Below are 25,362 nucleotides of genomic sequence, written 5' to 3' on the forward strand. Positions count from 1 at the left end.
TCGGAAGAATTCTACGGGCCTTGATTGACTGGGACGTGACGCTCGCGCGGCTCCTGTGGACCGAGATTGGCCGGATGACTGAAAGCCGCATGGGCGATCCCGTTTACAAGGGGAATTTGCAGAAACTTGAACACCATCGCAAGTTTGAGGACTGCAAGGAATGACCCGCATTCCTAATTTCGCCAGCGTCGCCTTTGAACTGGTCAGACCGGCTGCGCCGGGAGGTCACAGCGAGCCATGGCTGACGCCCGAAGGCATCCCGGTGAAAAGCGCCTATGGCGAGGCCGATCTTGCCGGCGTCGATTTCCTCGAGACGTATCCGGGCATCGCGCCATATCTCCGCGGCCCCTACCCGACCATGTATGTGAACCACCCTTGGACGGTCCGGCAGTATGCCGGCTTCTCAACGGCGGAGGATTCCAACGCGTTCTATCGTCGCAACCTCGCCGCGGGACAGAAGGGCCTCTCGGTCGCCTTCGATCTCGCGACCCATCGCGGCTATGACAGCGACCATCCGCGCGTCGGCGGCGACGTCGGGATGGCCGGTGTCGCCATCGATTCCATCTACGACATGCGCACGCTGTTTGCCGGCATCCCGCTCGACCGGATGAGCGTGTCCATGACCATGAACGGCGCGGTGCTGCCGATCCTCGCACTATTCGTGGTGGCGGCGGAAGAACAGGGCGTGCCGCCGGAAAAACTCTCGGGCACCATTCAGAACGACATTCTGAAAGAGTTCATGGTGCGCAACACCTACATCTATCCGCCGAGCCCATCGATGCGGATCATCTCAGACATCTTCGCCTACACCTCCTCGAGGATGCCGAAGTTCAATTCGATTTCGATCTCCGGCTATCACATGCAGGAGGCGGGCGCGACGCAGGATCTCGAGCTCGCCTACACGCTCGCCGACGGCGTCGAATATCTGCGTGCCGGGTTGACTGCCGGCCTCGACGTCGACCGTTTCGCGCCGCGCCTGTCGTTCTTCTGGGCGATCGGCATGAACTTCTTCATGGAAGTCGCCAAGATGCGCGCCGCGCGCCTGCTGTGGGCGAAGCTGCTCAAGCCATTCAATCCGAAGGATCCGCGCTCGCTCTCGCTGCGTACGCATTGCCAGACCTCCGGCTGGTCGCTGACCGCGCAGGACGTTTTCAACAACGTGATGCGCACGACGGTGGAGGCGATGGCCGCGACGCAAGGCCACACTCAGTCGCTGCACACCAATGCCCTCGACGAAGCGCTCGCGCTGCCGACCGACTTTTCCGCGCGCATCGCTCGCAACACGCAGCTCTTCCTGCAACAGGAAAGCGGCACCACCAGGATCATCGATCCCTGGGGCGGCTCCTATTATGTCGAACGGCTGACGCGCGATCTCGCGGCCAAGGCCTGGGGCCATATCCAGGAGGTCGAGGAACTTGGCGGCATGGCCAAGGCCATCGAAGCCGGCGTGCCGAAACTGCGCATCGAGGAGGCCTCAGCCAAGACACAGGCGCGGATCGATGCGGGCAAGCAGGCGGTGATCGGCGTCAACAAGTACAAGCCGTCGGATGAAGTGCCGATCGAGATCCTCAAAGTGGACAACACCAATGTCCGGCGCTTGCAGATCGACAAGCTGACGCGGCTCAGATCCGAGCGCAACCAGAAGGACGTCGAAGCCGCGCTCGCCGCGTTGACGCGCTCGGCCGGCGAAGGCAACGGCAATCTGCTCGCACTCGCGATCGACGCGGCGCGCGCGAAAGCAACGGTCGGCGAAATTTCCGACGCGATGGAAAAGGTGTTCGGTCGCCACCGCGCCGAGATCAAGTCGATCACCGGCGTCTACAAGCGGGAGGCGTCCGCCATGGGCAGTCAGGTCGAAAAGGTGCAGGCGCTGATCGACGCCTTCGAGGAGGCGGAAGGCCGCCGTCCGCGCATTCTCGTCGCCAAGATCGGCCAGGATGGCCACGATCGCGGGCAGAAGGTGATCGCGTCGGCCTTTGCCGATATCGGCTTCGACGTCGACATCGGGCCGCTGTTTGCCACCGCCGATGAAGCCGCGCGCCAGGCGGTCGAGAACGACGTGCACATCCTCGGCGTCTCCTCACTGGCCGCCGCCCACCTTACCGCGGTGCCAGAATTGAAGGCAGCGCTGAAAAAGCACGGCCGTGAGGACATCATGATCATCGTCGGCGGCGTGGTCCCGCCGCAGGATTACGATGCACTCCATGCAGCAGGTGCGGAAGCGATCTTCCCGCCCGGCACGGTGATCGCGGACGCCGCCGAGGAGTTGATCCACAAGCTCAACGCCCGGCTCGGCCATAGCGAGGCGGCGGAGTAGCCTCGGTCTGGCTGCGTCGGCCTCGCTACATCATCCATCGCAACGCTGGCGGCGACCGACATGTCATTTTTGACGTGGCGGCCGCCGGTTGCCGCCGGGTACTCGCTATACGAGCAGTCGAAATTAATTCTCGCACCGATTAATGCAACCTTTACTTGTTGATTCGTAATTTTACACGGACCATGAATGGGGATATTGGAATGCGCCCCGCCGGCGAGCTCTTGGCGTCACCACGCGTTTTCGATGCGCTCCGTGAACCATCAACTCAGTCAACAACAAGAAGCCAAAACCGGTTCGCAGCGTTCCGCGAGCAGAATTATCGATCGCGCACTCGGCCGAGACGCACCTGCCTGTCGTTCATTCCGATGACGAAGTCGTCTCCGCTTGGCGCCTGCTCATGTTCAACCGGAAGCTGCTGGGCAGCATCGCCGGCGTCGTCATTGCTTTGCTGATCGCCAGCGAATTCTACGTCGACCGGTCCGGCCATATAATGATTTTCACGCTGGCCGCACTCTGCTGGCGGTTCGGCTTACGCAACGCGCGCTCGACCGCCCGCGCGACCCCGAGAGTGTTCTTCTCTCTCGCCTCGCTGGCGCAGGTCATGCCGGCCATACCGGTGCTCGTGACGCTGACCTATGTGACGACGTCGATCAACCTTCCGCTGCAGGATGAGCGACTGCTCGCGTGGGATCGCGCGCTCGGATTCGATTTCCGGAGCCTCCTCGATTTTACGGACCATCATCGGGAGCTGATCCCACTCTTTGCACGAACCTACAGCTCTATGTCACCCGCAGATGATCATGATGATGCTCGTTCTTCCGCTGGCCGGCCGCTACCGGCGCGGTGCCGAGGCGATATACGCCTACGTCTTCGCCCTGGCGGCAACGACCTGCATTTCGGCGTTGGTGCCGGCCATCGGCGCGTATCAGGCGTTGGGCTCGCACGCCGATTATCCTCACTTCGAACCGCAGGGCTACTACGACACCCTGCGCGACGCATCGCTCGTACGCGCCGGCCTGCATCACAAAGTGCATCTGACGCAACTCGTGGGCGTGCTCACCTTTCCGAGCTTCCACACCGCAGCCGCGATCCTCTATATGTGGGCGTTCTGGCCCTTGCGCTGGTTCAGCCTCGTCGTCATCCCATGGAACATGGTGATGATCGTGGCGACCGTGCTGGGCAGAGGACACTATCTGTCCGACATCATCGCCGGTGCCGCGGTGGCGGCCTCGGCGATAGCAATCACGGCGAGGATCGGTGCGGCCTGCTCGCCCGTCCGGCGCGACATGCCCACGGGCGCGTTGTCCCATCGCGACATCGCTTGACACATCGCGCTTCCCTGCGCGAACCCGGAGGACCTCTGGTGGCGACCAACGGCGATGAGACCGTAGGCCCGGCATGCGCCACCCAAGCGGACCAGCGCATGTGCCACGATTGACGGGCTCATCCCGATCAGGCGGGCGCACTCGACCGTCCCTGGACGAAGCTTGATCGCAACTTTCAATATCCGGTGTTCAGCCCAGGCCGTTTTGCTCCCGTTCATCTTGTGTGTTTATGCCTTGAAGTTTAGCCGCTATCTGTCACCGCGCGGCCGCGCGATTGTCAGCGGCACATGGAAAGAGCGTGAAATCTATGGCCATTGACACGACATATCCCCGAGCCCATTCGAACACGGGATCAGCCTTGCGTGCTCTCGCAATTCTCACGACGCTCGTCATGGCCTCGCCGTCCTTCGCTACCGATCCCAAGCCCGATGCAATCATCAAGAACAGGACCATCGAAGCCCGCGTGCTGCTCGACGACCAGATCAAGGCCGATCCCGCGCTCGCGGCCGATTGCCTGGCCGAGGGCAAGAAGTGGCTCGAGAAGAATGCGGCTGATGCCGCCGCCTCGCGCAAGCAGGATCCGCAGTTTTTCCAGAACGGCGGCTGGGATTTCGAGCGCAAATACACGATACGCTCGGTGGTCGCCGACCGCTATGTCAGCTTGATCCGCGCCGACTACATGGATACCCACGGCGCGCATCCGAATTCCGACGTCGACACCATCCTGTGGGACAAGGTGCAAGCCAAGCGCATATCGATCCGCCCGTTCTTCACCGAGACCGCCGACAACGGAGCGACGATGAAGGCGATGCAGAAGTCCGTGATCGCCTCGCTGCGAATCGAGAAGAAAAAGCGCGATGCGGGCGAGACGGCAACCAACGAGTGGTTTAAGGGCATCGAGCCGAACCTGCTCAAGATCGGCGCCGTGACGCTCGCGCCTTCGACCGAGGCGGGCAAGAGCTCCGGTCTCACCTTTCACTATCCGCCTTATGCGGTCGGCCCCTACGCCGAGGGCGAATATGTCGCCTTTGTGTCGTGGGAAACGCTGAAACCGTATTTGACGCCGGAGGGCACGCGGATTTTCGGCGGCGCGCGCCCAAAGGGCGACGAAGACGACGGGCAATGATTCGTTGCGGTATGAACGACGCGTGCTCACAGCGTAACTAGCGCGGCTGCTTGCCGCCCTGGCGCAAAGCTGCCAAAACTGTCGGCATAGATATGGCGGCCGACGTCACAGGCGCCGCTGAAAGGTATTCATGTCTGCCATCACGCGCCGCGCCTTTGCGGCATCGTCTGTCGCTGTCGTCGCTCTTGGACTTTAAGCCGACACGCGCGGAGACCTATCCGGCGCGGCCCGTGTCGTTGATCGTGGCCTGGGGCGCGGGCGGCGGCACGGATGCGACTGCGCGCGTTCTCGCGGCGATGCTGGAGAAAGAGCTCGGCCAGCCTTTCAACGTGGTCAATCGGGTCGGCGGCTCCGGCGTCGTCGCCCACACCGCGATCGCGACTGCCGCTCCCGACGGCTACACGATCGGCATGTTGACCGTGGAGCTCACCATGATGCACTGGCAGGGGCTCACCGACCTGACGCCACGGAGCTTCACGGCGCTCGCCATGACGAACGAGGACGCGCCGGGCATCCAGGTCTCCTCCGCCTCGCCTTACCGGACGGTCAAGGAACTGGCCGTCGCCATCAAGGACGCGCCACCCGGCAAGTTCAAGGCGTCAGGCACAGGTCAGGGCGGCATCCGGCATCTCGCGCTGATCGGCTGGATGCAGGCGATGGGACTGCCGGCCAACCAGGTCGCCTGGTGCCGTCGAACGGCGCGGCACCCGCGCTGCAGGATCTCGCGGCCGAGAACATCGATCTCGCCACCTGCTCGGTACCGGAGGCGCGCCCGACCATCGAAGCCGGGAAGGTGCGCAGCCTTGCCATCATGGCGTCGGCACGCAACCCTGTTTTCCCCACGTGCCGACCCTGAAGGAAGCGATGGGGATTGACTATTCAACGGGCGGCTGGCGCGGCATCGGCGGACCGAAGGGCCTGCCTCCGGAGATCGCTGCCCGGCTCTCGACGGCGATGAAGAGGATCTTCGACTCGGTGGAATTCAGGGCCTTTGTCGCCAATCGCGGCTTCGGCATGGCGTGGCGCGATGCCGACCAGTTCGCCGACTTTATGGACAAGGGCGATGTCCAGATGGGCGCTGCCATGAAGGCCGCCGGCCTCGCCAAAGCGTGACGTGTCGAGCAGGGCGAGGCCGGCCGCGTTGATACTGGTCCCGGCCCTCGCCTGTCCCGCCCGGCCGTTGTAAAGCAGGGCATGATTCAGAAGAAGGCTTCGCACGACGTCAAAGCCCTCGCCCGGGACGTCCGTTCCGGCAGCCGCGCCGCGCTCGCCCGCGCCATCACGCTGGTGGAGAGTCGGCGCAGCGACCATCAGGCGGCCGCGCGCGAGCTCGTGCAATCGCTTCTGCCGGACACCGGCAAGGCGGTCCGCGTCGGCATCACCGGCTCGCCCGGCGTCGGCAAATCCACCACCATCGACACGCTCGGCACCTATCTCATTACGCAAGGCCAGAGGATCGCAGTGCTCGCAGTCGATCCGTCCTCGGCGCGCAGCGGCGGCTCGATCCTCGGCGACAAGACCCGGATGGCGCGGCTCGCGGCATCCGATCACGCCTACATTCGCCCGTCGCCGTCATCGGGCACGCTTGGCGGCGTCGCCGCCAAGACTCGCGAGGCGATGCTGCTCTGCGAGGCGGCCGGCTTCGACGTTGTGCTGGTCGAGACCGTCGGCATCGGCCAGTCCGAGACTGCGGTCTGCGACATGACCGATTTCTTCCTCGCGTTGATGCTGCCGGGCGGTGGCGACGAATTGCAAGGCATCAAGAAGGGCCTGGTCGAGCTCGCCGACATGATCGCGATCAACAAGGCCGATGGCGACAATATCAAGCGCGCCAACATGACGGCCGCGGACTATCGCGGCGCGCTTCACATTTTGGCGCCCCGCTCCGAACACTGGCATCCACCGGTCGTGACCTATTCGGCGCTGAGCGGCAACGGCATTGCCGAGCTCTGGAAAAAGATCCTCGATCATCGCAAGGCGATGAGCGCATCGGGCGATTTCGCGGCACGGCGGCGCGAGCAGCAGGTGAAATGGATGTGGTCGATGCTTGAGCAGCGCATGCTGTCGCGGCTGCGCACCGAGGCCTCCGTCCGCGCCAGGGTGAAGAAGATCGAGGCCGAGGTGGCCGATGGTCGCGTCACGCCGGCGCTCGCCGCCGAGCACATCATGGAGCTCCTGCAATGAGCGGCAAGCTTCGCGTCCTCCTCACCGGATTCGGCCCGTTCCCCGGCGCGCCCCATAATCCGACGCAGCCGCTGGTCGCGCGGCTGTCGAAGCTGCGCCGTCCGGCATTCGACGGCGTCGAGCTTGAGACTCACATCTTCCCGGTGACCTATGCCGCGGTCGACCGACAATTGCCCGAGGTGCTCGCAAAGGTGAGGCCCGATGCGCTTCTGATGTTTGGCCTCGCCGCACGCACCTCGTACCTGCGCATCGAGACCCGCGCGCGCAACGCCGTCACCATGCTCTGGCCCGATGCCGCCAACAGCCGTTCCCGCAAAGGCGCGATCGCAGCGAACGCGGACGCGATGATGTTCGGCCCGCACACTGCAAGGCTCCTGCGGGCTGCGCGACTGACCGGGATCGACGCGCGGGCCTCGCGCGATGCCGGCGCATATCTCTGCAACTATCTGAGCTGGCGCGCGATCGAAAGCGTGAACGCCGGCGGGCCGAAGCTTGCGGCGTTCATCCACATCCCGCTGCTGGCACGCAGTGGCGCGTCGCGGCGCAAGGGAGCGCCACGCATCACGCTGGAGGAACTGGTCGATGCCGGCGAAGCGATGCTGATGGAAATGGTCCGATCGGCGCGGCACGAAAGAGCTGCGTAGGACCTCCTCCTGGGTAAACATTTAACCTTACCTGCAACAATCGTGCGGCGGCTGGCCGCCATACTCCATTTCTGAGCTAACTAACGCTCGCGGATGCGCCCCGCGTCCGCCAGAGGACGCGTTATGGACCTCAATCGCCGTCGTCTCATTGGAGCTTCCACCGTTGGCGTTGCCGGCGCGCTGGCCATGCCTGTCGATGCCGCGCGCGCAGCACCCTTGACGTCCCTGCTGGGACGCGACGCCACGCAGTATGGCGTGCGACCCGGCAGCAGCGAGGACCAGACGCGTGCGCTCCAGCGCGCCATCGACGACGCCGCGCGCGCGCAAATGCCGCTGGCACTCCCGCCGGGCATCTACCGCACCGGGCTGTTGCGGCTGCAAAACGGCTCGCAACTCGTGGGCGTGCGCGGTGCCACGAAATTTGTCTTCACCGGTGGTCCTTCGATGATCCTCTGCGAAGGCGCCGGCTCGATCGGCCTCACCGGCATCACCTTCGACGGCGGCGGAATTGCGCTGCCGACGCGTCGAGGGCTCGTCCACTGTCTCGGCGGCCGCGACGTCCGCATTCTCGATTGCGACATCAGGGGTTCTGGCGGTAGCGGCATCTGGCTCGAGCATATCGCCGGAGACATCTCGGGCAATATCTTCACCAACATCGCCGTGACGGCTGTGGTCTCGTTCGATGCCAAGGGACTCATCGTCTCGCGCAACACGATTCTCGGCACCAACGACAACGGCATCGAGATTTTACGCGCCGCCGTCGGCGACGACGGCACGCTGGTCGCCGACAACCACATCGAGGACGTCAAGGCCGGCCCCGGCGGCTCCGGACAATACGGCAACGCCGTCAACGCCTTCCGCGCCGCCAACGTCATCGTCCGCGGCAACCGTATCAGGAATTGCGATTACTCGGCAGTGCGCGGCAATTCGGCTTCCAACATCCAGATCACCGGCAACAGCGTCAGCGACGTGCGCGAGGTCGCGCTTTACTCGGAGTTCTCGTTCGAGGCCGCGGTGATCGCCAACAACACGGTGGATGGCGCCGCCGTCGGCGTCTCCGTCTGCAATTTCAACGAAGGCGGCCGCATCGCGGTGGTCCAGGGCAACATCATCCGCAACCTGATCCCGAAACGGCCGATCGGCACCGCACCCGACGACGATGCCGGCGTCGGCATCTATGTCGAGGCTGACACCTCCGTCACCGGCAACGTGATCGAGAATGCGCCGTCCTACGGCATCGTCGCCGGCTGGGGCAAATATCTGCGCGACGTCGCGATCTCGGGCAACGTGATCCGCAAGGCCCTCGCCGGTGTCGGCGTGTCCGTGGTGCCGGGCGCCGGCACTGCGCTGGTCAACAACAACATCATATCCGAGAGCCCGCTAGGCGCCGTCGTCGGCCTCGACCACGCGCGAACGGTCACGATGGATCTGGCGGCGGACGGTGCGCAGCGCTTTGCGCAAGTGGTGGTGGGCGGGAATGCGGTGAGGCGGTGAGTGCAGAAAGGCTCGCCCGTTTTCTGCAATACGCGCGCTGCATCAGCGAAATCGGGCCATCGCAATACCGTCATTGCAAGCGAAGCGAGGCAATCCAGAAACACTCCGCAGCGGCAGCCTGGATTGCTTCGTCGCTTCGCTCCTCGCAATAACGCGGTTGGGCCGTCATTCCGATCGGGAGAGTCCGCGCTGTAGGTCCTGGCTTCGGCCGGGACGATGGCGTAGCAGGAACAAGCGCCCCGTACCTCGCCCTAGAACGCATTCCGCAGCAGCGGATATTTCGCTTCGATGCCGTCGAGGCTGAAGGTGAATTCAACAACGTTTTCAGGGGTTGCAGGCGGCGGCTCGGGGGCGATCGGGGTTGCGGTGATCTCGGCGAGCCGTTCGGGCATGCTGGCGAAGCTGACCGGCACGACCGTCTCCGGCACGATGTGCACGGACTTCGGCTGCACGGTCTGGACGTGCTCGTGCCGTACCTTTTCGCGTGACAAGGCTGCCGGCGACCAGCCCAATGCGACAGCCCCGACCGGGCTCATCGCCGGCACGTCGGCACCGTCGGCGAGCGCCCGCCAGGTCTGCACGGCGCGCTTGGCTTCCTGGATATTCTCGAGAAAGGCGACTTCGGAGTGATAGCGGCGCCAGCGTCCGGTCTCGAACATTTCGGTGAGATGTTCGAGCCGCTGCTCGGCGAGTGCGCACCAGCGCTCCGCGATGTCGCGGCCGCGAGCCACGCCTTGGCGATGTGTCATGAACCAGCCCGTCAGGAGGGAATCACGGACGCGGGACGCAACGCACACGAATCAATTTAGACGTGACGGGATTATTTTGTGGAAAAGTTTTGACTTGTCCAGCGACGGCGCAAATTTCGGAGCGGACCTCCGTAGTCGTGCGGAGATTTCGTGGGCTTTCGTCGTCAAGCCCCACACAAGCATGGCGGACTTGCGACGGAATGCGCAAAGGCGATCGCAAATGATCATCCGCGCCGATTCAACCCTGAGCTGAAAGGCGAAGCGCTTCGGAGATCGAGAGCTCCAAAAAGAAAAGACCCGTCCGGGGGTCGTGCCGCGTTAATTGCGAATCTCGAAAAGCCTACAAAATACGGGCTTTTACGACTTTGGACCTTGCAGGTTCCTGCAAGTTTGCGTCGGCGCCGGGCCGAGAACAGCAGCGGCCGTAAACGTGGCCAGCCAGCGCTGAACCTGTCACCGGAAGAGAAGCGGACACGCCGTCTCGCGCAGGAAGCGGAACGAAAGAGGCGTGCCAGAGCGTCCGCAAAAAGTGCGTCATCGCACATAGAGTCTATAACTGCGGTGACGGATTTAATGCGGACGCGGCGGCCGATCGCACTCGATCTCGGCGGCCTCGATCCCGCCGCGTTCGGCATCACCTCCGTCCAGATCATGAGCGGCCAGAACATCATTCTCGGCCTGGCCGGCGCCACAATGACCGGGCTACGTTCTGTGGATGGAAGCGAGCACGCCCCAAGGCGCGCGCAGCGGACGTCCCACAGCCACTTCGCCTCCGCGCGTGAGCGCTGCGGCTGCGATCACGGGTCTGGGAGTCCCATTGGGACAAACGGGACATTGTCCCAGAATGTCCCAAATGTCCCAGGGGCGCGTGCACAATCGCGCGCAGGAACGATCTGCCGTCCTTAGCCTCAGCGGCCGGTGGTCAGCCGCGGCGGGATCTGGTTTAGCATCCAGAGCTCGATCGCTGCCAGGATCGCGACAACCGCACCGATGATCACATGCACCGTCACAGCGGTGGTTGTTCCCTGGAAGCCCAAGACCCAGGGCGAAACTAACGCCCACAAGCCGACGACTAGGTTCAGCCACTCCTCCCACACCGCGAAGCGCGCCAGCGCCGCGATTGCAAGGATCGCGATGACGATGCCGGTGATGTAGGCATTGGTGGAGACCGTTCCGGCCCCGAAGCCGAAGATCCAGGGCGAAACGAACAGAACCGCGCCAAGGATCAGGTTTGCGACGTCGCACAGTTTTGCGTTCGTCCAGTTCTCCATCCAGTTTGCGTTCGTCCAGTTCTCCATCCAGTTTCCCATGACACCCTCCATTGGAAGGTTACACAGCTAATCAACCGTAGGATTGCCGCGCCGGTTCCGTCGCGGCCCGCGCGGCATAATGGCAATCCCGCGAGTCTTACGGTCGCGAGCCGCTCCAACACGCGCGCGCCCATCATAAAAAATCCGCTCTCCTCGTCTGCCCGGTCACCGGCCGGTGAGCACGGGCGGTCACCAGGCGGTCACCGGCCGCAAGCGCCTGAATTGGCACGACTCAAACGGGCTCGATCTCTCCTACAAGCTCCTCGCCACAGTAGACCTGGACCTTCTCGTCAGGTGCGATGGGCCAGATCTTTTCGCATGCAACACTTATCGCGGCTTCGAGCGTCGGCTTAGCGGCGGTGTACTTGAAGTTTCGCGTCTTGACCGTGTAGGCCTTGGTCATGCTCGACACCCCTCATGTACGCCCCGGCGTCGGACAATCAGCCGCGAGCCAATTCGTTCCGAGATCGCGGATGTGCTGCTTTGCAGCACCCTTAACCTTGCCCGGTGCAAGGACATGGGAACGGTTCCCCCTCCATCCGAACGACCGATCGGATTCTTGGCGCTTACGTTTCTCTGGTGACGATTGCGACGGTCTCCGGATAGGCCGGGGTCCTGCGCTCAGAGGCCTATGCCCCAGATCCCGATGCCGATGATCACCAGTGAGAGCAGGATAATCAGCACGTCTATCGCGATTCCTTTCGAAGGCTGTTCGGGCATGGCATTAGCCCTCCGCAGCTCCGATGCTGCACCGGAAGCCAGTGTGGCCGATATGAACCAACTCACACACGCGATCCTTCTCGACGCGCGGACGTTCTGACCCCGCACAGGCGCCCCGCCAGCGTTTTTTCTTTTCCCGAAGAATGCTACGGTCAGCGGACCAGCAGGCTCGTGACGGCGCAAGCGAAGCCCGCCACCAGGAGGACCGTCGCCGTCAAGACGACGAGGTCGATAGACCAGGGGTGGTTTCTTCCGCCGACTAGGTCGAAATGTCGGGAGCGAAACGTCTGAAGGCGCATAGCAGCCTCCCGCGCATTAGCATGCACCCCAAATCAATTCGGCAATTGCCAAAACAGTTCCGGGCGGCTTGGCGGGCTGCCTCGGCGCGTGGCGCTTGGCGCTAATGCGATTTGCGAAACTTATGAGTTTTGCAAGAAACTTCTGGACGTGGAAAAACAACGTGTTACACTTTGCGAAATTTATTTGTGAAAGTGGAGCGCGCGAATGGCCATTCTCGGATACGCCCGCGTCAGCACCCAAGACCAACACCTCACCGGCCAGCTCGAGGCGCTGACGGCAGCCGGCGCCACCACCATCTTCAAGGAGAAGGTCAGCGGCGCCCGGGCAGATCGGCCGCAGCGGGCGAAGCTTATGGCCTCCCTGAAAGCGGGTGATGTCGTGGTCGTCACGAAGCTCGACCGGCTTGGCCGCTCGACCCGTGAGCTGCTCGACCTGATCGAGCGCATCGGCAAGGCCGGCGCGTCTTTCCGTAGCCTCGGTGACCCGCTTTGGGATACTTCCAGTTCGCAAGGCCGGCTTCTCTCGACGCTGTTGGCTGCGATCGCTGAGTTTGAGCGCGACTTAATCCGCGAGCGCACCGGCGAGGGCCGGAAGCGCGCCCAGGCCAAGGGCGTCAAGTTTGGTCGCAAGCCCAAGCTGTCCGACTACCAGCGGCAAGAAGCGATCAAGCGGCGCGCTGCGGGCGAGACATTAGCGTCCATCGCCAAGTCCTACGCGGTCGACATCAGCATGATCTCGCGCCTGGCCGAATAGGGAGGGCCGACCGATGACTGATTTGGTACAACGATTGAAATCCGAGCGGTCCCCGCTTTGCCTGGAAGCAGCACGCGAGATCGAGCGTGCTGCCGCGACGCTGCGCGAGGCAAAGGCCGAGATCATTCGTCTGCGCGATGCCAAACGCCGCGCGATGCAGGTCGCCCACGAGCGCGCGAAAGAGGTGGTCGACCTGCGCATGCAACTCGCCAAGAGCTTTGGGGTCGACGCAGCGATGATTTCGCGGCTGAGCCGAAAGTCGACGGATCGCTAGCGCGGCGGCCTCGGGCGCGCACCGCTGATGCGTTGGCGCGCGGCGGCCGGCCTTCGATACCGACCAGCGGCTCGGCCTCTCCCGTGATGCTCATCACAGCGCCGGCGTTGAGCATCGGGCGAAATTCAGAGCGTCGGCGGAATGGTCCGCCGCACTTGAAACGAAGGCCGATCCATGACCGCTGCTGCGCCACTGACCTCGCTCGAGGACCAGATCGAGAATGTGCGGCTAAAACTCAAGCGCATGAGCCACATCGCGGAGACCGGCCGCGATTTCGCGGCGATTGCCGATGTCGAGGCCCACGAACTGATGCCGCTGCTCGCGCAGCGCTCAAGCGCCGAGCGGCGAGACCCTGGCCGAGATCGCGAAGTCCTATGCTGTCGACCTCTCAATGATCTCGCGGCTGCGCTAGCCCCCGCCAGCCAAGCGCGCGCGCCGGGAGCGCGCCGCGGCCTTCTGCTGAAGGTTGACCACCCGCAGAGAAACGCGCACCAGCGGGCTCCATAGCGGTCGCGTCGGGCCTTTTGGGGTCACCAGCCGGTGCCGAAGCTGAACGACACGCCCGGCCCGCCGCCGTAGTAGCCGTAGGGCCCACCGCCGTAATAGCCATACGACCGCGGATAATAGCCGTAGCTGCCATAGTACGGACGGTAGCCGTAGCTCCTGTAGTACGGCCGGTAGTAGCCGTAGTGCCGATAATGCCGGTAGTAGCCGTAGTGCCGATAATAATGCCCGTAGTGATACCTGTGGCGCGAGCTGAAGTCTGTCGACTGGCTCGTCTGCGTCTGCACGCCCGGATCGGCCTTGACGTTGCTGGCGGCATTGGCGGTGGATCCACCGGCCAGCGCCGCGGCGCCAACAGCCATCGTGACAACGAGAATCTTCATTCCATTCACTCCATGGATGTGTGTGGCATCACAACGAAACCGCCCGGTTCCGGTTCCTCTGGAAAAGCGACAAGTGCGCGCCAGTCACCCGAGCCCGACGTCCTTCAATGCCCTGCACAGCCGCAAGCACGACCACGAGGTCCAGCTCTACGCCTTCGACATCCTCGCGATGAACGGCGACGACCTGCGGTCCCTGCCCTTGCACATGCGTAAAGCCAACCTCGAGCAGTTGCTGGCGCGCCGGCCACCGCGGCGGCGCAATGCGCAAGGCGATCGCAAATGATTATCCGCGCCGATTCAACCCTGAGCTGAAAGGCGAAGCGCTTCGGAGATCGAGAGCCCCAAAAAGAAAAGACCCGTCCGGGGGGACAACCGGACGGGTCAAGCCATATGGGCGCTTGGGGTGGATGGGCGCTCGCGCCTGATATGACTGATGGGGAGGGATGACCGCTCCCACATCATTTGGTCGTGGCACAGGGCCGAACGTTCAAAACCCCTCGCGTGATTTTTTAACCTTGGCAGCCTGCGCATGCTCGCGCGCAACTATCGTGCGGCAGGTCTATCCGCTTGAGAAAGCGTGGATTTATCGACGACGCTGGAAAGCGAGGGTTGCTCGAGGGCGCGTGTTCCAGGCTCTTCGCGACGTTCCGACGCATCTTCACGTTTTGTTGTTCCTGGCGCCGCCGCAACCGGCGTCGCACCATCGACGGCAACCGCCATGACCGCGGCGTAAGCATCGGGCTCGCCGTCGCCGAACAGATCGTCGCGGCCCGGCGTTCCCAGATCGCGGGCGGTCTTTACAAGCGTCAGGCGCAGCGCTTCCGGCTTCAAAGCGTAGTTACGCTCCAGAAGCAGCGCGGCGACGCCGGAGACATAGGCCGCTGAGAACGAGGTGCCCGATGTCATCTGGTACTTGCCGTCCGGCGCCGGAAGGAAGATGTCGACGCCGGGCGCGGCGAGCGCGATGTGGCTGCCGCGATTGGAGGCAGAGAACAACTTGTCCTGCGCATCGGTCGCGCTGACCGCGATCACGTTGGGATTGGCCGCGGGATAAAGCGGCGGCGATTTCGCCCCGGCATTGCCGGCCGCCGCAACCAGCACCAGTCCGCGCGCGGCGGTCGCCGCGATGGCGCGCTCGATCAACGCGTCCTTCGGACCGGCAAAGCTCATATTGACGATCTGCGCGCCGTGCTCGGCGGCGTAATTCAGCGATCTCAGGATCACGTAGGATGAGCTCTCGGCGCCCCCCGTGGTGCCGCCAAAGGCGCGAATCGCAATGATGCGGGCCTCGGGTGCGCTCCCCATCAGACGTGCATGCGACACGATCGCGCCGGCAATGCCGGTGCCGTGGACATGCGGCCCTTCCTTGCTGCCGAGCGCGTCGAAATTGTCGGCGATCGAGTTGGCAAGCTCGGGATGGCTGGTATCGATCCCGGAATCGATCACCGCGACCGTGACGTTCGCGCCATGCGCCAGCATATGCGCCTCCGGCAGGCGGAGCTTTGCCAGCGCGTATTGCGCCGGGTCGCCCTCTGCCGGCGAGCCCGCCTTCTGATCCTGGAGCACGTAGCGGAAATTCGGCTGCACCGAGCGTACGCCGTTCGCCGCGGCGAATTCGCGGCGCACGGTGCCGTAGGGCCGGCCGTCGGTGATGCGGAACAGCCCGATGGTGGCGCCGATCAGCGGAAAGCTCTCCGATGCAATTCGGGTCAGGCCGTGGCCGCGCGCAAGCGCGTCGGCATCGACTGTCGAAAGGCTGCTGTCGAGCTCGGCCACGAACTCATTGGCAAAGCTGCGCAAAGTGGTGACCGCCTGCGCCGTGTTGCGGCCCGAGTGACCGGCGCTTGTCTTGCCCGACCTGCCGGCGCCACCGCCGGCCGCATTCGCCTGATCCAGACATTCGCCATCGCCGTCCCGATAGGCCGCGGTGCAGGTCGGATAGAGATTTGGCGAATAGCGCACATAAGGCAGCACCGTCGTCGGAACCATGCGCGTCGTCAGCCTGGGCATGGATGTGGGCGTGAGCCTGGGTGTGATCCTGGGTGTGATCCTGGGTGTGATCCTGGGACCACGATCGACGCTCGTCACTGCACGGCCGGTGACGACGGGGCCGGTGTGCGAGGTCACCGTCGCGCTGATGGTCGGGGTGCGAGAGGGAATGCTGATCGTCGGGGTGCGCATGATCGCCTGCGCGTGCGCAACCTCGCCGCCGAAAGCACCGATCAAGAGAACTGCGCCCACCGACAAAGCGTAAGCTGCCGCTCTCGACACGCTTTCAGACTTGCGCTGCATGATCCTCGGGCGCCTAGGGCGCCGCCACGGCGAGGTTGACGATCTTCTCGCGCTGCATCCTGCCGAGCAGCGAGGCGAGCTCGTCGTTGTTCATCGCCTTGTTGAACCGGAGGCGAAACAATCCGCCCTTGGCGCCGTCGACGATCGAGGCCTGGTAGTTGTCGAGCAGCGTGGTGATGTCGGCGACCCGCGCGTCCGGCGTGAACCGCACCAGCGCATGCGCCGACGCCGCAGGTGCCGCGCCGAGCTCGCGCGTGATCGGCTCGTTCGTGGAGAGCGAGGCGGTCTGGAAGGTCGAGGTCTGGTCCTTCATCAGCACGGTGCCGATGACACCGGCCTGGAGCAAAAGCGCGATGGCGCCGAGGCTCGCCGACCAGGCGAGCGTGCGCGGCGACAGGCTTGCGAAGAACGTGGAAATGCGCGAGCCGAGCGGCAGTGTCGCCGGCGCACGCGCGGGCTCGGCGTCGATCGCAGCGAACAGCTTCTGCATCGCGCGGGCCGACGGGGCACCGAGGCTCTCGTTGAGATGGATGGTCTCTTCGTATTCGGCGCGGATCGCGGCGTACTGCCTGGCCAGTTCGGGATCGCGGGCGAGCGCTTCCTCGACCCGGCGCGCCTCGCGCGGGTTGAGGGTGCCGGCGGCATGCCATGGCAGCAGCATCTCAATTTCACTGGGCTCTTGGTCCAGCATCTTCCTGCTCAATGCCATCATGGCCAGCCTCGTTCAACACCGGCTGCCTTGAGCAGCTCGGCCAGTTTCTTGCGCGCATAGAACAAGCGCGTCTTCACGGTGTTCTCCGGTATTCCGACGATTTCGGCCACCTCTTCCACGGACTTCTCGTGGTAGTAGACGAGATCGACGATTTCCCGATGTTCCGGCGACAGTGCCGTCAAACACTCTCGCAACGCTTCACTGGTGTCCTTCTTCTGCACCGCCGTTTCCGGATCGTCGGACTGGTCCTCGATCGCGTTGGCGGCGTCTTCGTCCAGTTCAAGATCCTTCCTGCGCCGAAGCGCAGACAGAGCCTTGAATCGGGTGATTGCCAGCAGCCAGGTGGAAACAGCGGAACGGCCCTCGAACTTTCCGGCCTGACGCCAGACGTCGAGAAACACCTCGCTGATCAGGTCTTCGGCGACCTGTTCATCGCGCACGAGCCGGAGCCCGAAGCGATACACCCTGACATGGTGCCGCCCGAACAGCACCTGCATAGCAAGCCGGTCGCCTTGGGCGATCCGGGCGATCAGGACTTCGTCCGAAGCCGCCTGTGTCACGCTCAAAGGCCGTCTCGCAAGGTTGGTCGGGTCGAAACGGCAGGCGGTTCGACGGGTGATGCAAGAATCTTCAGTCTACCGCAGTCGTACCGGGACATGTGTGATGTACCCCACATACGCGCGTATTCTTGCAGCCCTTGAGGGCTCGCCCAAAATGGTAACATAGTACTATAACTTTTCCTTGCGGAGCGCCCGCAGGCGCGGCCCAATCTTACCAAGCCTCGATCCATAACGCAGCCTTGTGCAGCGCATTCGCCGGCCAATTTGACTGCATCTCCGGACCTTATCGTATCTCTGGACCTTACCGTTGACCTTATCCGCGGCTCATTGCTCGGCCCAGTCACTGGCCTATCGCCGACAATCCCTAATCGCTTGCTAATTTCCGTGTCGGATCAAGGCGCTTATCCAAGCGACGGGCCCGGATTCGTATCGCAAGGATACCAAACCTAAAGGCTTGCCACGTAGATTTTTGAACTGACATCCACCAATGGCAGGTTCATGAACACGGCCGCGACAACCATCCCGGAGCGGAATGCCGCAGAGGTGGCGGATCTCGTCCTTTCTCCAAGCCAGGCCACGCCGGAGGTCATCGCCCGCCGCCTACGGCAGCGGCGCCAGATGTACATCGGCCAGGTCGCGAGCTACTCGCTCGGCGCATCCGTCCTGCTGCTCTATGCCTATGACGGTGCGATCGCGATGATCGTGCCGTCGCTGTTCTGGTTCGGCGGGCTGATGATCATCGGCATCTTCGCGGTGCTGTCGGAGGCCGGCGTCGGCGAGCGCTACAAGGACCACTATCTCACGGTCTTCCAGATCACGGCGCATATGACGCTCCAGCTCATCTTCGTGCTGGCGGTGCCGACGATCGGAATCGCCTTCATCAGCGTGCTGTTCCTGGTTTTCGCATTCGGCACACTGCGCATGACCTCGCAGCAGGCGATGCTGACCTGGACGCTCGTGACCGCAGGGCTCGGCTTCGTCTTCCTGATCTCCGACCTGCCGATCGGCATGCCGATGACGAGCCGGCTCGAGCGGCTCGCATCGATGCTATGCTTCGTCCTGGTCATCGGCCAGTGCGCCTTCCTCGGCCTGTTCGGCAGCACGCTGCGCAAGATCCTGGACCGGCGCAGCATCGAGCTGAAGGCCGCCTATCAGCGTATCGAGGAGCTCGCCGAGCTCGATGAGCTCACCGGCTCGCTCAACCGCCGCTCGATCATGCGCGCGCTCGAGGAGCAGATCGCCGGCGCGCGCGAGGCGAAAACGCCCTGCTCGGCCGCACTCATTGATCTCGACTGGTTCAAGCGCATCAACGACGTTCACGGCCACCCGACCGGCGACGAGGTGCTGCGCACTTTCGCTATCACCATCTTCGCCAATATCCGCCCCAACGACCGCTTCGGTCGCTACGGCGGCGAGGAGTTCCTGCTGCTGATGCCGGACACGCCTGGCGAGGCAGCCATGCGCATGCTCGAACGCCTGCGCGCGATCGTGGCCGAGCTCGACTGGAGCGCGTTCGCGTCCAACATGCATGTGACGATTTCCGCAGGCGTTGCTGCACTGCGCAACAACGATAATGCCGACACATTTCTCGCGCGCGCCGACAGCGCGCTCCATTCCGCCAAGGCGCAAGGACGCAATTGCATCGCGACCAGCTGACCAATCCATTTTTGACCGCGGCCGGAAAGAACCGCCGGACCGAACGCTCCAGGACAGGGCCATGAGATCGAAACCCGCGAAAGCATCAGCCAAGATTTCCGAAAACCTGCTCGACGAATTGCAAGCGACGCTGTCCCACGGCACCGTTGCGCGCCGGGTCGAGACGCTGCGCCGCGTCACAGATCTCTTCATCAGCGGCGCGGTGGACTATTCCGACGACCACGTCGCCGTGTTCGACGACGTCTTCCAGTGCCTGATCGACCATATCGAGACCTCGGCCAAGGTACTGCTCGCCGAGCGCCTGGCACCGATCGACACGGCACCACCCATGACCATCCGCACGCTCGCGCTCGATGACGTCATCGACGTTGCCGGCCCCGTGCTGTCGAAGTCGGAGCGGCTGGACGAGGCGACCCTGATCGAGATCGCGCGGAGCAAGAGCCAGGCGCATCTCAAGGCCATTTCGATGCGCCGCGTCCTGTCCGACGCGCTCACCGACGTGCTGGTGGCACGCGGCAATGACGAGGTGGTACAGTCGACGGTCGGGAATCCCGGCGCGCAATTCACGGAACTGAGCCTCACGGAGCTGGTCGGCCGCGCCGAGCGCGACGACGACCTCGCAACTTGCGTGGGCCTGCGACCCGACCTGCCGCGGCATCATTATCTGAAGCTGATCGCGAAGGCCTCCTTGAGCGTGCGCAGGAAGCTCGAAGCCGCCAATCCCGGACAGGCCGACGCGGTGCTCAGCGCGGTCCACGAGGCGGCCCAGCGCGTCCGCGCGGCAACCATGACGCGGCAGACCGAAATTGCGCGCGCGCTGGTGCGATCGCTGTTCGAGGACGGCCGTCTCAACGAGCACCAGGTCACGGCCTTCGCCGAACAGAACAAGTTCGACGAGGCCAATGCCGGGCTCGCGGCGCTCGCGGGTGTGCCAGTTGCGATCGCCGAGAACATGATGATCGAAAGCCGCACCGAGGGCGTGATGATCCTCGCCAAGGTCGCCGGCCTGTCATGGTCGAGCGTGCGCGCGATCATCGCGATGCGCGACAAGCTGTCCGGCAGCGATCCGACCGACCTGTTGAGCGCGCGAGACACCTATGAGGGGTTGCGCACCTCCACCGCGCAGCAGGTGCTGCGTTTCCACCGCATGCAGCAGAGCACGGCGCCGGCGTAAACCGGCGCGGTTAGTACCTCAGGACCCTCGCCCCGACGAGCGCGCCGAGCGCGGTCACGAGCGCGGTCGCGAACGTGTACCAGGTCGCCACGAACAGCGGCGAATCGTCAGTACAGTGCGAGGCATAGAGCGTCGCCGCCAGCCCCGCGGACAACAGGCCGGCGAGCGCGCCGGCAAGCGCAGGCCGCGACGGTGCGCCGTGACGCAGGCCGAACAGCGCGCCTGCGAGCAGCGGCAGCGACATCGCTGGGATCGCCGACAGGCACACCCTGGAATTCTTGCCGACGAGCCGCATCGTCATCGGCATTGCGGGGGCCATCATCATCTCGCCGCCGATCGCCACCGCAAGCAGCGCCACGGGGAGCAGCAGCAGCCAGCCCCAGCCGCGCATCAAGGCCTCGGGCCGCGACAGATGCAGGCTGATCGCGATCGCCGGGATCGCGAGCGACAGGGTGACTGCGAACTTCATGTCGAAGAACGGATTGTGGATTGCGCTCATCACGTCCGGCCGCACGCCCAGGAAAGTGACGAAGATCAGGATCGTGAGCGGCGCGGCAACGAGCAGCGAGAGCATCAGCACGGGGCCGACCTTCGGCGCATGATGAGCGTTGTCGGCCGCGAGCGTGCGAATGAGTTGATCGGTATCCATCTCATCTGTCCCGCAATTTGGCGGTAAGCGCGGCCAGTCCCCGATGCAGCGCGACGCGCACCGCGCCTTCGCTCATCGACAACTTGGATGCGGTGTCCTTGATCGAGGTGCTGTCGACCGCAATCGACTGCAATACGTCGCGCTGGCGCTGCGGCAGCGTGGCAAGCTGCGCCGCGACCTCGCCTGCGGAGGCCGTCTCCTGCGACGCCTCGCCCGGCAGCGTCTCGGCGAAATCGTCGATATTGACGAAGATCCGTCTGCCCCGTCGCCTCAGCGCGTCGATCAGCTTGTTGCGGGCGATCGCGAACAGCCAGGGCGCGAAGGGCGCTTCGCTGTCCCAGGTATGCCGCTTCAAATGCACCGCCAGCAAAATGTCCTGCACGATATCCTCGGCTTGATCAGGGGGCTGGCCGGCCCGCGCGAGGCCGCGCCGGGCGGTAGCCCGCAGCACCGGCGTGACCGCCTTCAGCAGGCGATGATACGCCGCATCATCCCCTGCCATGGCCGACCGCATCAGACCGGTCCATTCGTCCTCACGTCCGCGCACGCGCGCTCCCACCTAGCAATTCGGCCGCTCTTTCAATTTGTTACGCCTATCGCCAACCGATCACGGTCTTGTGATCACGCAGCAGAACCCCGCCAGCCCGCAATTCGGGGGAGGCTCATAACACCGATCCCTCAGGCTGGCATCCATCAGGTGTTTAGCAGGCCGCCGATTGCCCCGGTTTTGCCCGGTCCCGCCCGAAGATACCCTCTTTTTGCCCCGTTGTGGTCACGCCCGGGGGTCTCTGTTCGCCTCGGGATGGGCCAATTGGGGAGATCATCACAATGATCAAAGCCAGCGGGCGCGTAGCGTTGATTCTCGCCGCCGGACTTTTCTTCAGCATCGGGAGCGCCTCACGGGCGGCGCCGACCGCCTCGAGCGACACCAAGTCGGATGATAGTGCGAGCAATTCGAGCGAGACCGTCAAAGAATCCAAGCCTCGGCATCGTCACGCTCGTCACCGCACCAGCAAGACGGCAGAAAAATCGTCCGACGGCAAGGCCGACAAGAGCAATAAGAACGACGCAGTGGCCGCCGAGAGCAGTGCGCCGGCCTTCGGCGCCGTGCCGCCCATGGTCGCCAACGCCAATGCGCAACTCGCCTCTGCCGATACACCGACGGCCGCCGCAGCCACCGCCATGACGTCGCGGGCCAATGACAACGTGCAGGCCGCGGCCGACCAGGCGGCAGCACCCGCGCCGGACAGCCAGACGGCCGAGTCAGATCAGCCGGGCGATGCCGCCCAGCAGCAGGACAACCCGCCTGCGCAAAAGACCGTGGTCGCCGCAACCGACGCGCAGCCGCGCCCGGCTCCGGCGATGGCTGGCGCGAGCAGCGAAAACTCGGCCTGGGACCAGAGCTCGCTCATTGGCAAGATCTTCATCGGCTTCGGCGCGCTCCTGACGCTGGCCTCGGCCGCGCGCATGTTCATGGCTTGATTGCTGGCCTAACTTCTTGGCCTACCTTCTTGACCTGACTTATTGGCCCTGAGCCGGTTCCGGGACGCGCGGCTCGCGCGTCCCGGAACGCGTTTTCGCCCTCTTGAAGCCCACCGCGCCAGCGGGCACATTGCCCACTGAAATCGAAAAATGCGTGGGTGGAGCATGAGCACGTTCGAGCACATCATCGTCGAAAGTAAAGGCGCGGTCGGCATCATCAAGCTGAACCGCCCGAAGATGCTCAACGCACTGTCCTTCGGAGTCTTCCGCGAGATCGCCGCTGCCGTCGACGATCTCGAGGCCGATGACGCGATCGGCTGCATCGTCGTCACCGGCAGCGAGAAGGCATTCGCCGCGGGTGCCGACATCAAGGAGATGCAGCCGAAAGGCTTTATCGACATGTTCTCGGAAGATTTTGCCGCGATCGGCGGCGACCGCGTGGCGCGCTGCCGCAAGCCGACGATCGCCGCGGTCGCGGGCTACGCGCTCGGCGGCGGCTGCGAGCTTGCGATGATGTGCGACATCATCATCGCCGCCGACACCGCGAAATTCGGTCAGCCCGAGATCACGCTCGGCACCATTCCCGGGATCGGCGGCACGCAGCGCCTGACGCGCGCGATCGGCAAGTCCAAGGCGATGGACCTCTGCCTCACCGGCCGCATGATGGATGCAGCGGAAGCCGAGCGAAGCGGCCTCGTCAGCCGCGTGGTCCCCGCCGACAAGCTGATGGACGAGGTGATCGCGGCCGCCGAGAAGATCGCCGCGATGTCGCAGCCCGCGGCCGCAATGGCCAAGGAAGCGGTCAACCGCGCCTTCGAGACCACGCTCGCCGAGGGGATGCAAGTTGAGCGCAACCTATTCCACGCCACCTTCGCGCTCGAAGACCGCTCCGAGGGCATGGCCGCCTTCATCGAGAAGCGCAAGCCGGTGAACAAGAACCGGTAAGGTTGATGTAAGGCTCGCCGATGCTTCGTCGCAGAATCCCTGTGACGCAGCTGCAACAAGCACTGATTTCATGGGACATCCACCCGCGGCAGTTTGCCTGCGGGACCGGCGCTGGTTAAACAGGTAAGAGGACCGCCGTCGGTGGGGGCGGACAGCCGGGGTTGTTACGGAATCAGATGAACGGGCGTGCCGCCAGAACTGGCCGCGTGAGGACGCGGCGCCGATCGGGCATGGGTCATGTTCTTGTCACATGGACCGCGCTGACGGTCTCCTGCGCCCTGCCCGCAGCCGCGCGCGCCGAGGCCCTGCCGGAGGCATTGGCAAAAGCCTATCAGACCAATCCCCAGCTCAATGCCGAACGGGCGCGCCAGCGCGCCACCGACGAGAACGTGCCGCAGGCGCTTGCCGGCTACCGGCCGCAGATCGTGGCGAGCCTGAGCGCCGGCCTGCAATCAGTGCGCGACCTGCTTCCGAACAACACCATCCAGACCGCGAACCTGAAGCCATGGGTCATCGGCGTCACCGTGACGCAGACGCTGTTCAACGGTTTTCGGACCGCCAACAGCGTGCGCGTCGCCGAGCTTCAGGTGCAGTCCGGCCGCGAGGCCCTGCGCAATGTCGGCCAGGGTGTGCTGCTTGATGCGGTGACCGCCTACACCAACGTGCTTGCCAACCAGTCGCTGGTCGAGGCGCAGCGCTCCAACGTCGCGTTCCTGCGCGAGACGCTCGCCGTCACTCAGCGCCGGCTGAACGCGGGCGACGTCACGCCAACCGATACGGCGCAGGCCGAGGCACGCCTCAACCGCGGGCTCTCCGATCTCAACGCCGCCGAAGTCGCGCTTGCCATCAGCCAGGCCACCTACACTCAGGTGATCGGCAACCCGCCGTCGCAGCTTCGGCCCGCGGAGGTCGTCGACCGCTATCTGCCGAAGAGCCGCGAGGACTCGCTCGCCATGGCGATCCGCGAGCACCCCGCAGTGATGGCGGCAGGCTTCGACGTCGATGTCGCCTCGACCAATATCCGCGTCGCCGAAGGCGCACTGCTGCCGAGCGCCAACGTGCAGGGCAGCGCCAGCCGCAGCCGCGACAACGACCCGACGCTCGGCACGTTCGGCACGGACCAGGCCTCCATCGTCGCCAACGTCACCGCGCCGATCTATGACGGCGGCCAGGCCGCATCGCAAACCCGTCAGGCCAAAGAAGTCGCAGCGCAGAGCCGCCTCGTGCTCGACCAGGTGCGCAACCAGGCACGCACCGCCGCGACCAGCGCATGGGTGGCGAACGAAGGCGCCAAGATCGCGGTCTCGGCCTCCGAGTCCGAGGTGAAAGCGGCGACCGTCGCCCTGCAGGGCGTGCAGCGCGAAGCCGCCGGCGGGCAGCGCACCACCGTCGACGTGCTGAACTCTCAAGCCGACCTGATCCAGGCCAAGGCCCGGCTGATCGGCGCACTGCGTGACCGCGTTATCGCCTCCTACACGCTGCTCAGTGCGGTCGGCCGCCTCGACGTCAAGACCTTGAGCCTGAACACGCCCGACTATCTGCCCGAAGTGCACTATCAGCAGGTGCGCGACGCCTGGCACGGCCTGCGCACGCCATCGGGGCAGTGATCCCGGCAGGCTGCCTGACTCGCTCTTTACAAAAACTGAAAAACAACCCCATGCAAAGGAGAAAGATCGCGGGCACGGCGATCTGCTGATTTTCAGAAATCGCTTGACGCGTCGGGCAAATCAGGGATAAAGAACGATCATCGCGCAGTATGCAGAGTGCAACCCATTTGCGCCGGTGATGCGTATCGCTTCGCTCAGATTT

The 25,362-nt window shown here is 64.2% G+C and carries 26 protein-coding genes and 3 pseudogenes; 18 read left to right on the forward strand and 11 right to left on the reverse strand.

Translation table 11 applies throughout. The features are described from left to right. Positions 1–160 precede the first annotated feature (160 nt). Positions 161–2,317, forward strand: coding sequence for a methylmalonyl-CoA mutase (gene scpA / locus QA640_RS29195; RefSeq protein ID WP_283036323.1), 2,157 nt, complete (start codon positions 161–163; stop codon positions 2,315–2,317). A 316-nt stretch (positions 2,318–2,633) separates the two neighbouring features. On the opposite strand, the gene QA640_RS29200 is transcribed toward scpA, so the two are convergent. Together QA640_RS29200 and QA640_RS29205 are read right to left on the reverse strand one after the other, a co-directional pair. After that, entirely contained in the window at positions 2,634–2,804 is a 171-nt protein-coding gene (locus tag QA640_RS29200) for a hypothetical protein (RefSeq protein WP_283036324.1), read from the reverse strand. Beyond that, positions 2,783–2,929 (reverse strand): hypothetical protein, encoded by a 147-nt coding sequence (locus QA640_RS29205; RefSeq protein WP_283036325.1) that lies wholly within the window; start codon positions 2,927–2,929, stop codon positions 2,783–2,785. The genes QA640_RS29200 and QA640_RS29205 overlap by 22 nt, the downstream gene beginning before the upstream one ends. A 182-nt stretch (positions 2,930–3,111) precedes the next feature. Between QA640_RS29205 and QA640_RS29210 the strand changes: the two genes are divergently transcribed. From QA640_RS29210 to QA640_RS29240, 7 genes and pseudogenes are all read left to right on the forward strand, one after another. Then, a complete protein-coding gene (locus QA640_RS29210) occupies positions 3,112–3,642 on the forward strand; it encodes a phosphatase PAP2 family protein (RefSeq protein ID WP_283036326.1) in 531 nt (176 codons plus the stop codon). A 307-nt stretch (positions 3,643–3,949) separates the two neighbouring features. After that, positions 3,950–4,768 (forward strand): RsiV family protein, encoded by an 819-nt coding sequence (locus QA640_RS29215; protein ID WP_283036327.1) that lies wholly within the window; start codon positions 3,950–3,952, stop codon positions 4,766–4,768. 296 nt (positions 4,769–5,064) lie between these two features. Next, a pseudogene (locus tag QA640_RS29220) lies at positions 5,065–5,349 on the forward strand (tripartite tricarboxylate transporter substrate-binding protein); the annotation flags it as partial. Positions 5,350–5,453: 104 nt separating this feature from the next. Beyond that, positions 5,454–5,881: pseudogene (locus QA640_RS29225) on the forward strand (tripartite tricarboxylate transporter substrate-binding protein). 81 nt (positions 5,882–5,962) lie between these two features. Continuing rightward, a complete protein-coding gene (gene meaB / locus QA640_RS29230; protein ID WP_283036328.1) occupies positions 5,963–6,952 on the forward strand; it encodes a methylmalonyl Co-A mutase-associated GTPase MeaB in 990 nt (329 codons plus the stop codon). Continuing rightward, positions 6,949–7,596, forward strand: a complete 648-nt coding sequence (locus QA640_RS29235) for a pyroglutamyl-peptidase I (protein WP_283036329.1) — start codon at positions 6,949–6,951, stop codon at positions 7,594–7,596. The genes meaB and QA640_RS29235 overlap by 4 nt, the downstream gene beginning before the upstream one ends. A gap of 123 nt (positions 7,597–7,719) precedes the next feature. Continuing rightward, positions 7,720–9,090, forward strand: coding sequence for a TIGR03808 family TAT-translocated repetitive protein (locus tag QA640_RS29240; RefSeq protein ID WP_283036330.1), 1,371 nt, complete (start codon positions 7,720–7,722; stop codon positions 9,088–9,090). 251 nt (positions 9,091–9,341) lie between these two features. Here QA640_RS29240 and QA640_RS29245 read toward each other — a convergent pair whose 3' ends face one another. From QA640_RS29245 to QA640_RS29255, 3 genes are all read right to left on the reverse strand, one after another. After that, positions 9,342–9,821, reverse strand: coding sequence for a TIGR03809 family protein (locus QA640_RS29245; RefSeq protein WP_283042919.1), 480 nt, complete (start codon positions 9,819–9,821; stop codon positions 9,342–9,344). A gap of 926 nt (positions 9,822–10,747) precedes the next feature. Continuing rightward, positions 10,748–11,110 carry an SPW repeat protein gene (locus QA640_RS29250; RefSeq protein WP_283042920.1) on the reverse strand — a complete coding sequence of 121 codons (363 nt, stop codon included), beginning with the start codon at positions 11,108–11,110 and terminating at the stop codon, positions 10,748–10,750. A 271-nt stretch (positions 11,111–11,381) separates the two neighbouring features. After that, positions 11,382–11,552 (reverse strand): hypothetical protein, encoded by a 171-nt coding sequence (locus QA640_RS29255; protein WP_283036331.1) that lies wholly within the window; start codon positions 11,550–11,552, stop codon positions 11,382–11,384. An 821-nt stretch (positions 11,553–12,373) separates the two neighbouring features. Between QA640_RS29255 and QA640_RS29260 the strand changes: the two genes are divergently transcribed. From QA640_RS29260 to QA640_RS29270, 3 genes are all read left to right on the forward strand, one after another. Then, positions 12,374–12,922, forward strand: coding sequence for a recombinase family protein (locus tag QA640_RS29260; RefSeq protein WP_283036332.1), 549 nt, complete (start codon positions 12,374–12,376; stop codon positions 12,920–12,922). Positions 12,923–12,935: 13 nt separating this feature from the next. Beyond that, complete coding sequence (locus QA640_RS29265; RefSeq protein ID WP_283036333.1) at positions 12,936–13,196, forward strand: hypothetical protein; 261 nt, start codon at positions 12,936–12,938, stop codon at positions 13,194–13,196. A 174-nt stretch (positions 13,197–13,370) separates the two neighbouring features. Continuing rightward, positions 13,371–13,703: a hypothetical protein gene (locus tag QA640_RS29270; RefSeq protein ID WP_283036334.1), complete on the forward strand. Its 333-nt coding sequence runs from the start codon at positions 13,371–13,373 to the stop codon at positions 13,701–13,703. Between the two features lie 23 nt (positions 13,704–13,726). On the opposite strand, the gene QA640_RS29275 is transcribed toward QA640_RS29270, so the two are convergent. Then, positions 13,727–14,083, reverse strand: coding sequence for a hypothetical protein (locus tag QA640_RS29275; protein WP_283036335.1), 357 nt, complete (start codon positions 14,081–14,083; stop codon positions 13,727–13,729). 16 nt (positions 14,084–14,099) lie between these two features. Here QA640_RS29275 and QA640_RS29280 point away from each other — a divergent pair. Then, a pseudogene (locus tag QA640_RS29280) lies at positions 14,100–14,330 on the forward strand (DNA ligase); the annotation flags it as partial. Positions 14,331–14,626: 296 nt separating this feature from the next. Here the strand turns inward: QA640_RS29280 and QA640_RS29285 are convergent. After that, positions 14,627–16,072 carry a S8 family serine peptidase gene (locus tag QA640_RS29285; RefSeq protein WP_283036336.1) on the reverse strand — a complete coding sequence of 482 codons (1,446 nt, stop codon included), beginning with the start codon at positions 16,070–16,072 and terminating at the stop codon, positions 14,627–14,629. On the opposite strand from QA640_RS29285, the gene QA640_RS29290 reads away from it, so the two are divergent. Continuing rightward, complete coding sequence (locus QA640_RS29290; protein WP_283036337.1) at positions 16,071–16,337, forward strand: hypothetical protein; 267 nt, start codon at positions 16,071–16,073, stop codon at positions 16,335–16,337. The two genes, QA640_RS29285 and QA640_RS29290, sit on opposite strands and share 2 nt — an antisense overlap. A gap of 51 nt (positions 16,338–16,388) precedes the next feature. On the opposite strand, the gene QA640_RS29295 is transcribed toward QA640_RS29290, so the two are convergent. Continuing rightward, positions 16,389–17,087, reverse strand: coding sequence for a hypothetical protein (locus tag QA640_RS29295; protein WP_283036338.1), 699 nt, complete (start codon positions 17,085–17,087; stop codon positions 16,389–16,391). Next, a complete protein-coding gene (locus QA640_RS29300; RefSeq protein ID WP_283036339.1) occupies positions 17,084–17,653 on the reverse strand; it encodes a sigma-70 family RNA polymerase sigma factor in 570 nt (189 codons plus the stop codon). The genes QA640_RS29295 and QA640_RS29300 overlap by 4 nt, the downstream gene beginning before the upstream one ends. Positions 17,654–18,145: 492 nt before the next feature. Here QA640_RS29300 and QA640_RS29305 point away from each other — a divergent pair, with 492 nt between their 5' ends. Both QA640_RS29305 and QA640_RS29310 read left to right on the forward strand, forming a co-directional pair. Next, positions 18,146–19,303, forward strand: a complete 1,158-nt coding sequence (locus tag QA640_RS29305) for a GGDEF domain-containing protein (protein ID WP_283036340.1) — start codon at positions 18,146–18,148, stop codon at positions 19,301–19,303. Between the two features lie 61 nt (positions 19,304–19,364). After that, a complete protein-coding gene (locus QA640_RS29310; RefSeq protein WP_283036341.1) occupies positions 19,365–20,477 on the forward strand; it encodes a DUF2336 domain-containing protein in 1,113 nt (370 codons plus the stop codon). A gap of 10 nt (positions 20,478–20,487) precedes the next feature. Here the strand turns inward: QA640_RS29310 and QA640_RS29315 are convergent, their stop codons facing one another. Together QA640_RS29315 and QA640_RS29320 are read right to left on the reverse strand one after the other, a co-directional pair. Beyond that, the gene (locus QA640_RS29315) at positions 20,488–21,126 is read right to left on the reverse strand and encodes a DUF1109 domain-containing protein (RefSeq protein WP_283036342.1); all 639 of its coding nucleotides are present in this window, start codon (positions 21,124–21,126) and stop codon (positions 20,488–20,490) included. A 1-nt stretch (position 21,127) separates the two neighbouring features. Beyond that, positions 21,128–21,673 carry a sigma-70 family RNA polymerase sigma factor gene (locus QA640_RS29320; RefSeq protein ID WP_283036343.1) on the reverse strand — a complete coding sequence of 182 codons (546 nt, stop codon included), beginning with the start codon at positions 21,671–21,673 and terminating at the stop codon, positions 21,128–21,130. A gap of 281 nt (positions 21,674–21,954) precedes the next feature. On the opposite strand from QA640_RS29320, the gene QA640_RS29325 reads away from it, so the two are divergent. The 3 genes from QA640_RS29325 (at position 21,955) to QA640_RS29335 (ending at position 25,160) form a co-directional block, all read left to right on the forward strand. Continuing rightward, on the forward strand, positions 21,955–22,608 hold the full coding sequence (locus tag QA640_RS29325) for a hypothetical protein (RefSeq protein WP_283036344.1): 654 nt from the start codon (positions 21,955–21,957) through the stop codon (positions 22,606–22,608). A 165-nt stretch (positions 22,609–22,773) separates the two neighbouring features. Continuing rightward, positions 22,774–23,553, forward strand: a complete 780-nt coding sequence (locus tag QA640_RS29330) for an enoyl-CoA hydratase (RefSeq protein ID WP_283036345.1) — start codon at positions 22,774–22,776, stop codon at positions 23,551–23,553. 176 nt (positions 23,554–23,729) lie between these two features. Then, positions 23,730–25,160 carry a TolC family outer membrane protein gene (locus tag QA640_RS29335; protein ID WP_283036346.1) on the forward strand — a complete coding sequence of 477 codons (1,431 nt, stop codon included), beginning with the start codon at positions 23,730–23,732 and terminating at the stop codon, positions 25,158–25,160. Positions 25,161–25,362: the final 202 nt, after the last annotated feature.

It is taken from the genome of Bradyrhizobium sp. CB82 (genome assembly GCF_029714405.1).
Lineage (GTDB): Bacteria > Pseudomonadota > Alphaproteobacteria > Rhizobiales > Xanthobacteraceae > Bradyrhizobium.

Coding starts and splice junctions, on each gene's coding strand:
- scpA (WP_283036323.1), top strand. CDS start 161: ATGACCCGCATTCCTAATTTCGCCAGCGTCGCCTTTGAACTGGTCAGA.
- QA640_RS29200 (WP_283036324.1), bottom strand. CDS start 2,804: ATGGCCGGACCGGTCGACGTAGAATTCGCTGGCGATCAGCAAAGCAAT.
- QA640_RS29205 (WP_283036325.1), bottom strand. CDS start 2,929: ATGGCCGGCATGACCTGCGCCAGCGAGGCGAGAGAGAAGAACACTCTC.
- QA640_RS29210 (WP_283036326.1), top strand. CDS start 3,112: ATGATCATGATGATGCTCGTTCTTCCGCTGGCCGGCCGCTACCGGCGC.
- QA640_RS29215 (WP_283036327.1), top strand. CDS start 3,950: ATGGCCATTGACACGACATATCCCCGAGCCCATTCGAACACGGGATCA.
- meaB (WP_283036328.1), top strand. CDS start 5,963: ATGATTCAGAAGAAGGCTTCGCACGACGTCAAAGCCCTCGCCCGGGAC.
- QA640_RS29235 (WP_283036329.1), top strand. CDS start 6,949: ATGAGCGGCAAGCTTCGCGTCCTCCTCACCGGATTCGGCCCGTTCCCC.
- QA640_RS29240 (WP_283036330.1), top strand. CDS start 7,720: ATGGACCTCAATCGCCGTCGTCTCATTGGAGCTTCCACCGTTGGCGTT.
- QA640_RS29250 (WP_283042920.1), bottom strand. CDS start 11,110: ATGGAGAACTGGACGAACGCAAAACTGTGCGACGTCGCAAACCTGATC.
- QA640_RS29255 (WP_283036331.1), bottom strand. CDS start 11,552: ATGACCAAGGCCTACACGGTCAAGACGCGAAACTTCAAGTACACCGCC.
- QA640_RS29260 (WP_283036332.1), top strand. CDS start 12,374: ATGGCCATTCTCGGATACGCCCGCGTCAGCACCCAAGACCAACACCTC.
- QA640_RS29265 (WP_283036333.1), top strand. CDS start 12,936: ATGACTGATTTGGTACAACGATTGAAATCCGAGCGGTCCCCGCTTTGC.
- QA640_RS29270 (WP_283036334.1), top strand. CDS start 13,371: ATGACCGCTGCTGCGCCACTGACCTCGCTCGAGGACCAGATCGAGAAT.
- QA640_RS29275 (WP_283036335.1), bottom strand. CDS start 14,083: ATGAAGATTCTCGTTGTCACGATGGCTGTTGGCGCCGCGGCGCTGGCC.
- QA640_RS29290 (WP_283036337.1), top strand. CDS start 16,071: ATGCGCGTCGTCAGCCTGGGCATGGATGTGGGCGTGAGCCTGGGTGTG.
- QA640_RS29285 (WP_283036336.1), bottom strand. CDS start 16,072: ATGGTTCCGACGACGGTGCTGCCTTATGTGCGCTATTCGCCAAATCTC.
- QA640_RS29295 (WP_283036338.1), bottom strand. CDS start 17,087: ATGATGGCATTGAGCAGGAAGATGCTGGACCAAGAGCCCAGTGAAATT.
- QA640_RS29305 (WP_283036340.1), top strand. CDS start 18,146: ATGAACACGGCCGCGACAACCATCCCGGAGCGGAATGCCGCAGAGGTG.
- QA640_RS29310 (WP_283036341.1), top strand. CDS start 19,365: ATGAGATCGAAACCCGCGAAAGCATCAGCCAAGATTTCCGAAAACCTG.
- QA640_RS29315 (WP_283036342.1), bottom strand. CDS start 21,126: ATGGATACCGATCAACTCATTCGCACGCTCGCGGCCGACAACGCTCAT.
- QA640_RS29325 (WP_283036344.1), top strand. CDS start 21,955: ATGATCAAAGCCAGCGGGCGCGTAGCGTTGATTCTCGCCGCCGGACTT.
- QA640_RS29330 (WP_283036345.1), top strand. CDS start 22,774: ATGAGCACGTTCGAGCACATCATCGTCGAAAGTAAAGGCGCGGTCGGC.
- QA640_RS29335 (WP_283036346.1), top strand. CDS start 23,730: ATGAACGGGCGTGCCGCCAGAACTGGCCGCGTGAGGACGCGGCGCCGA.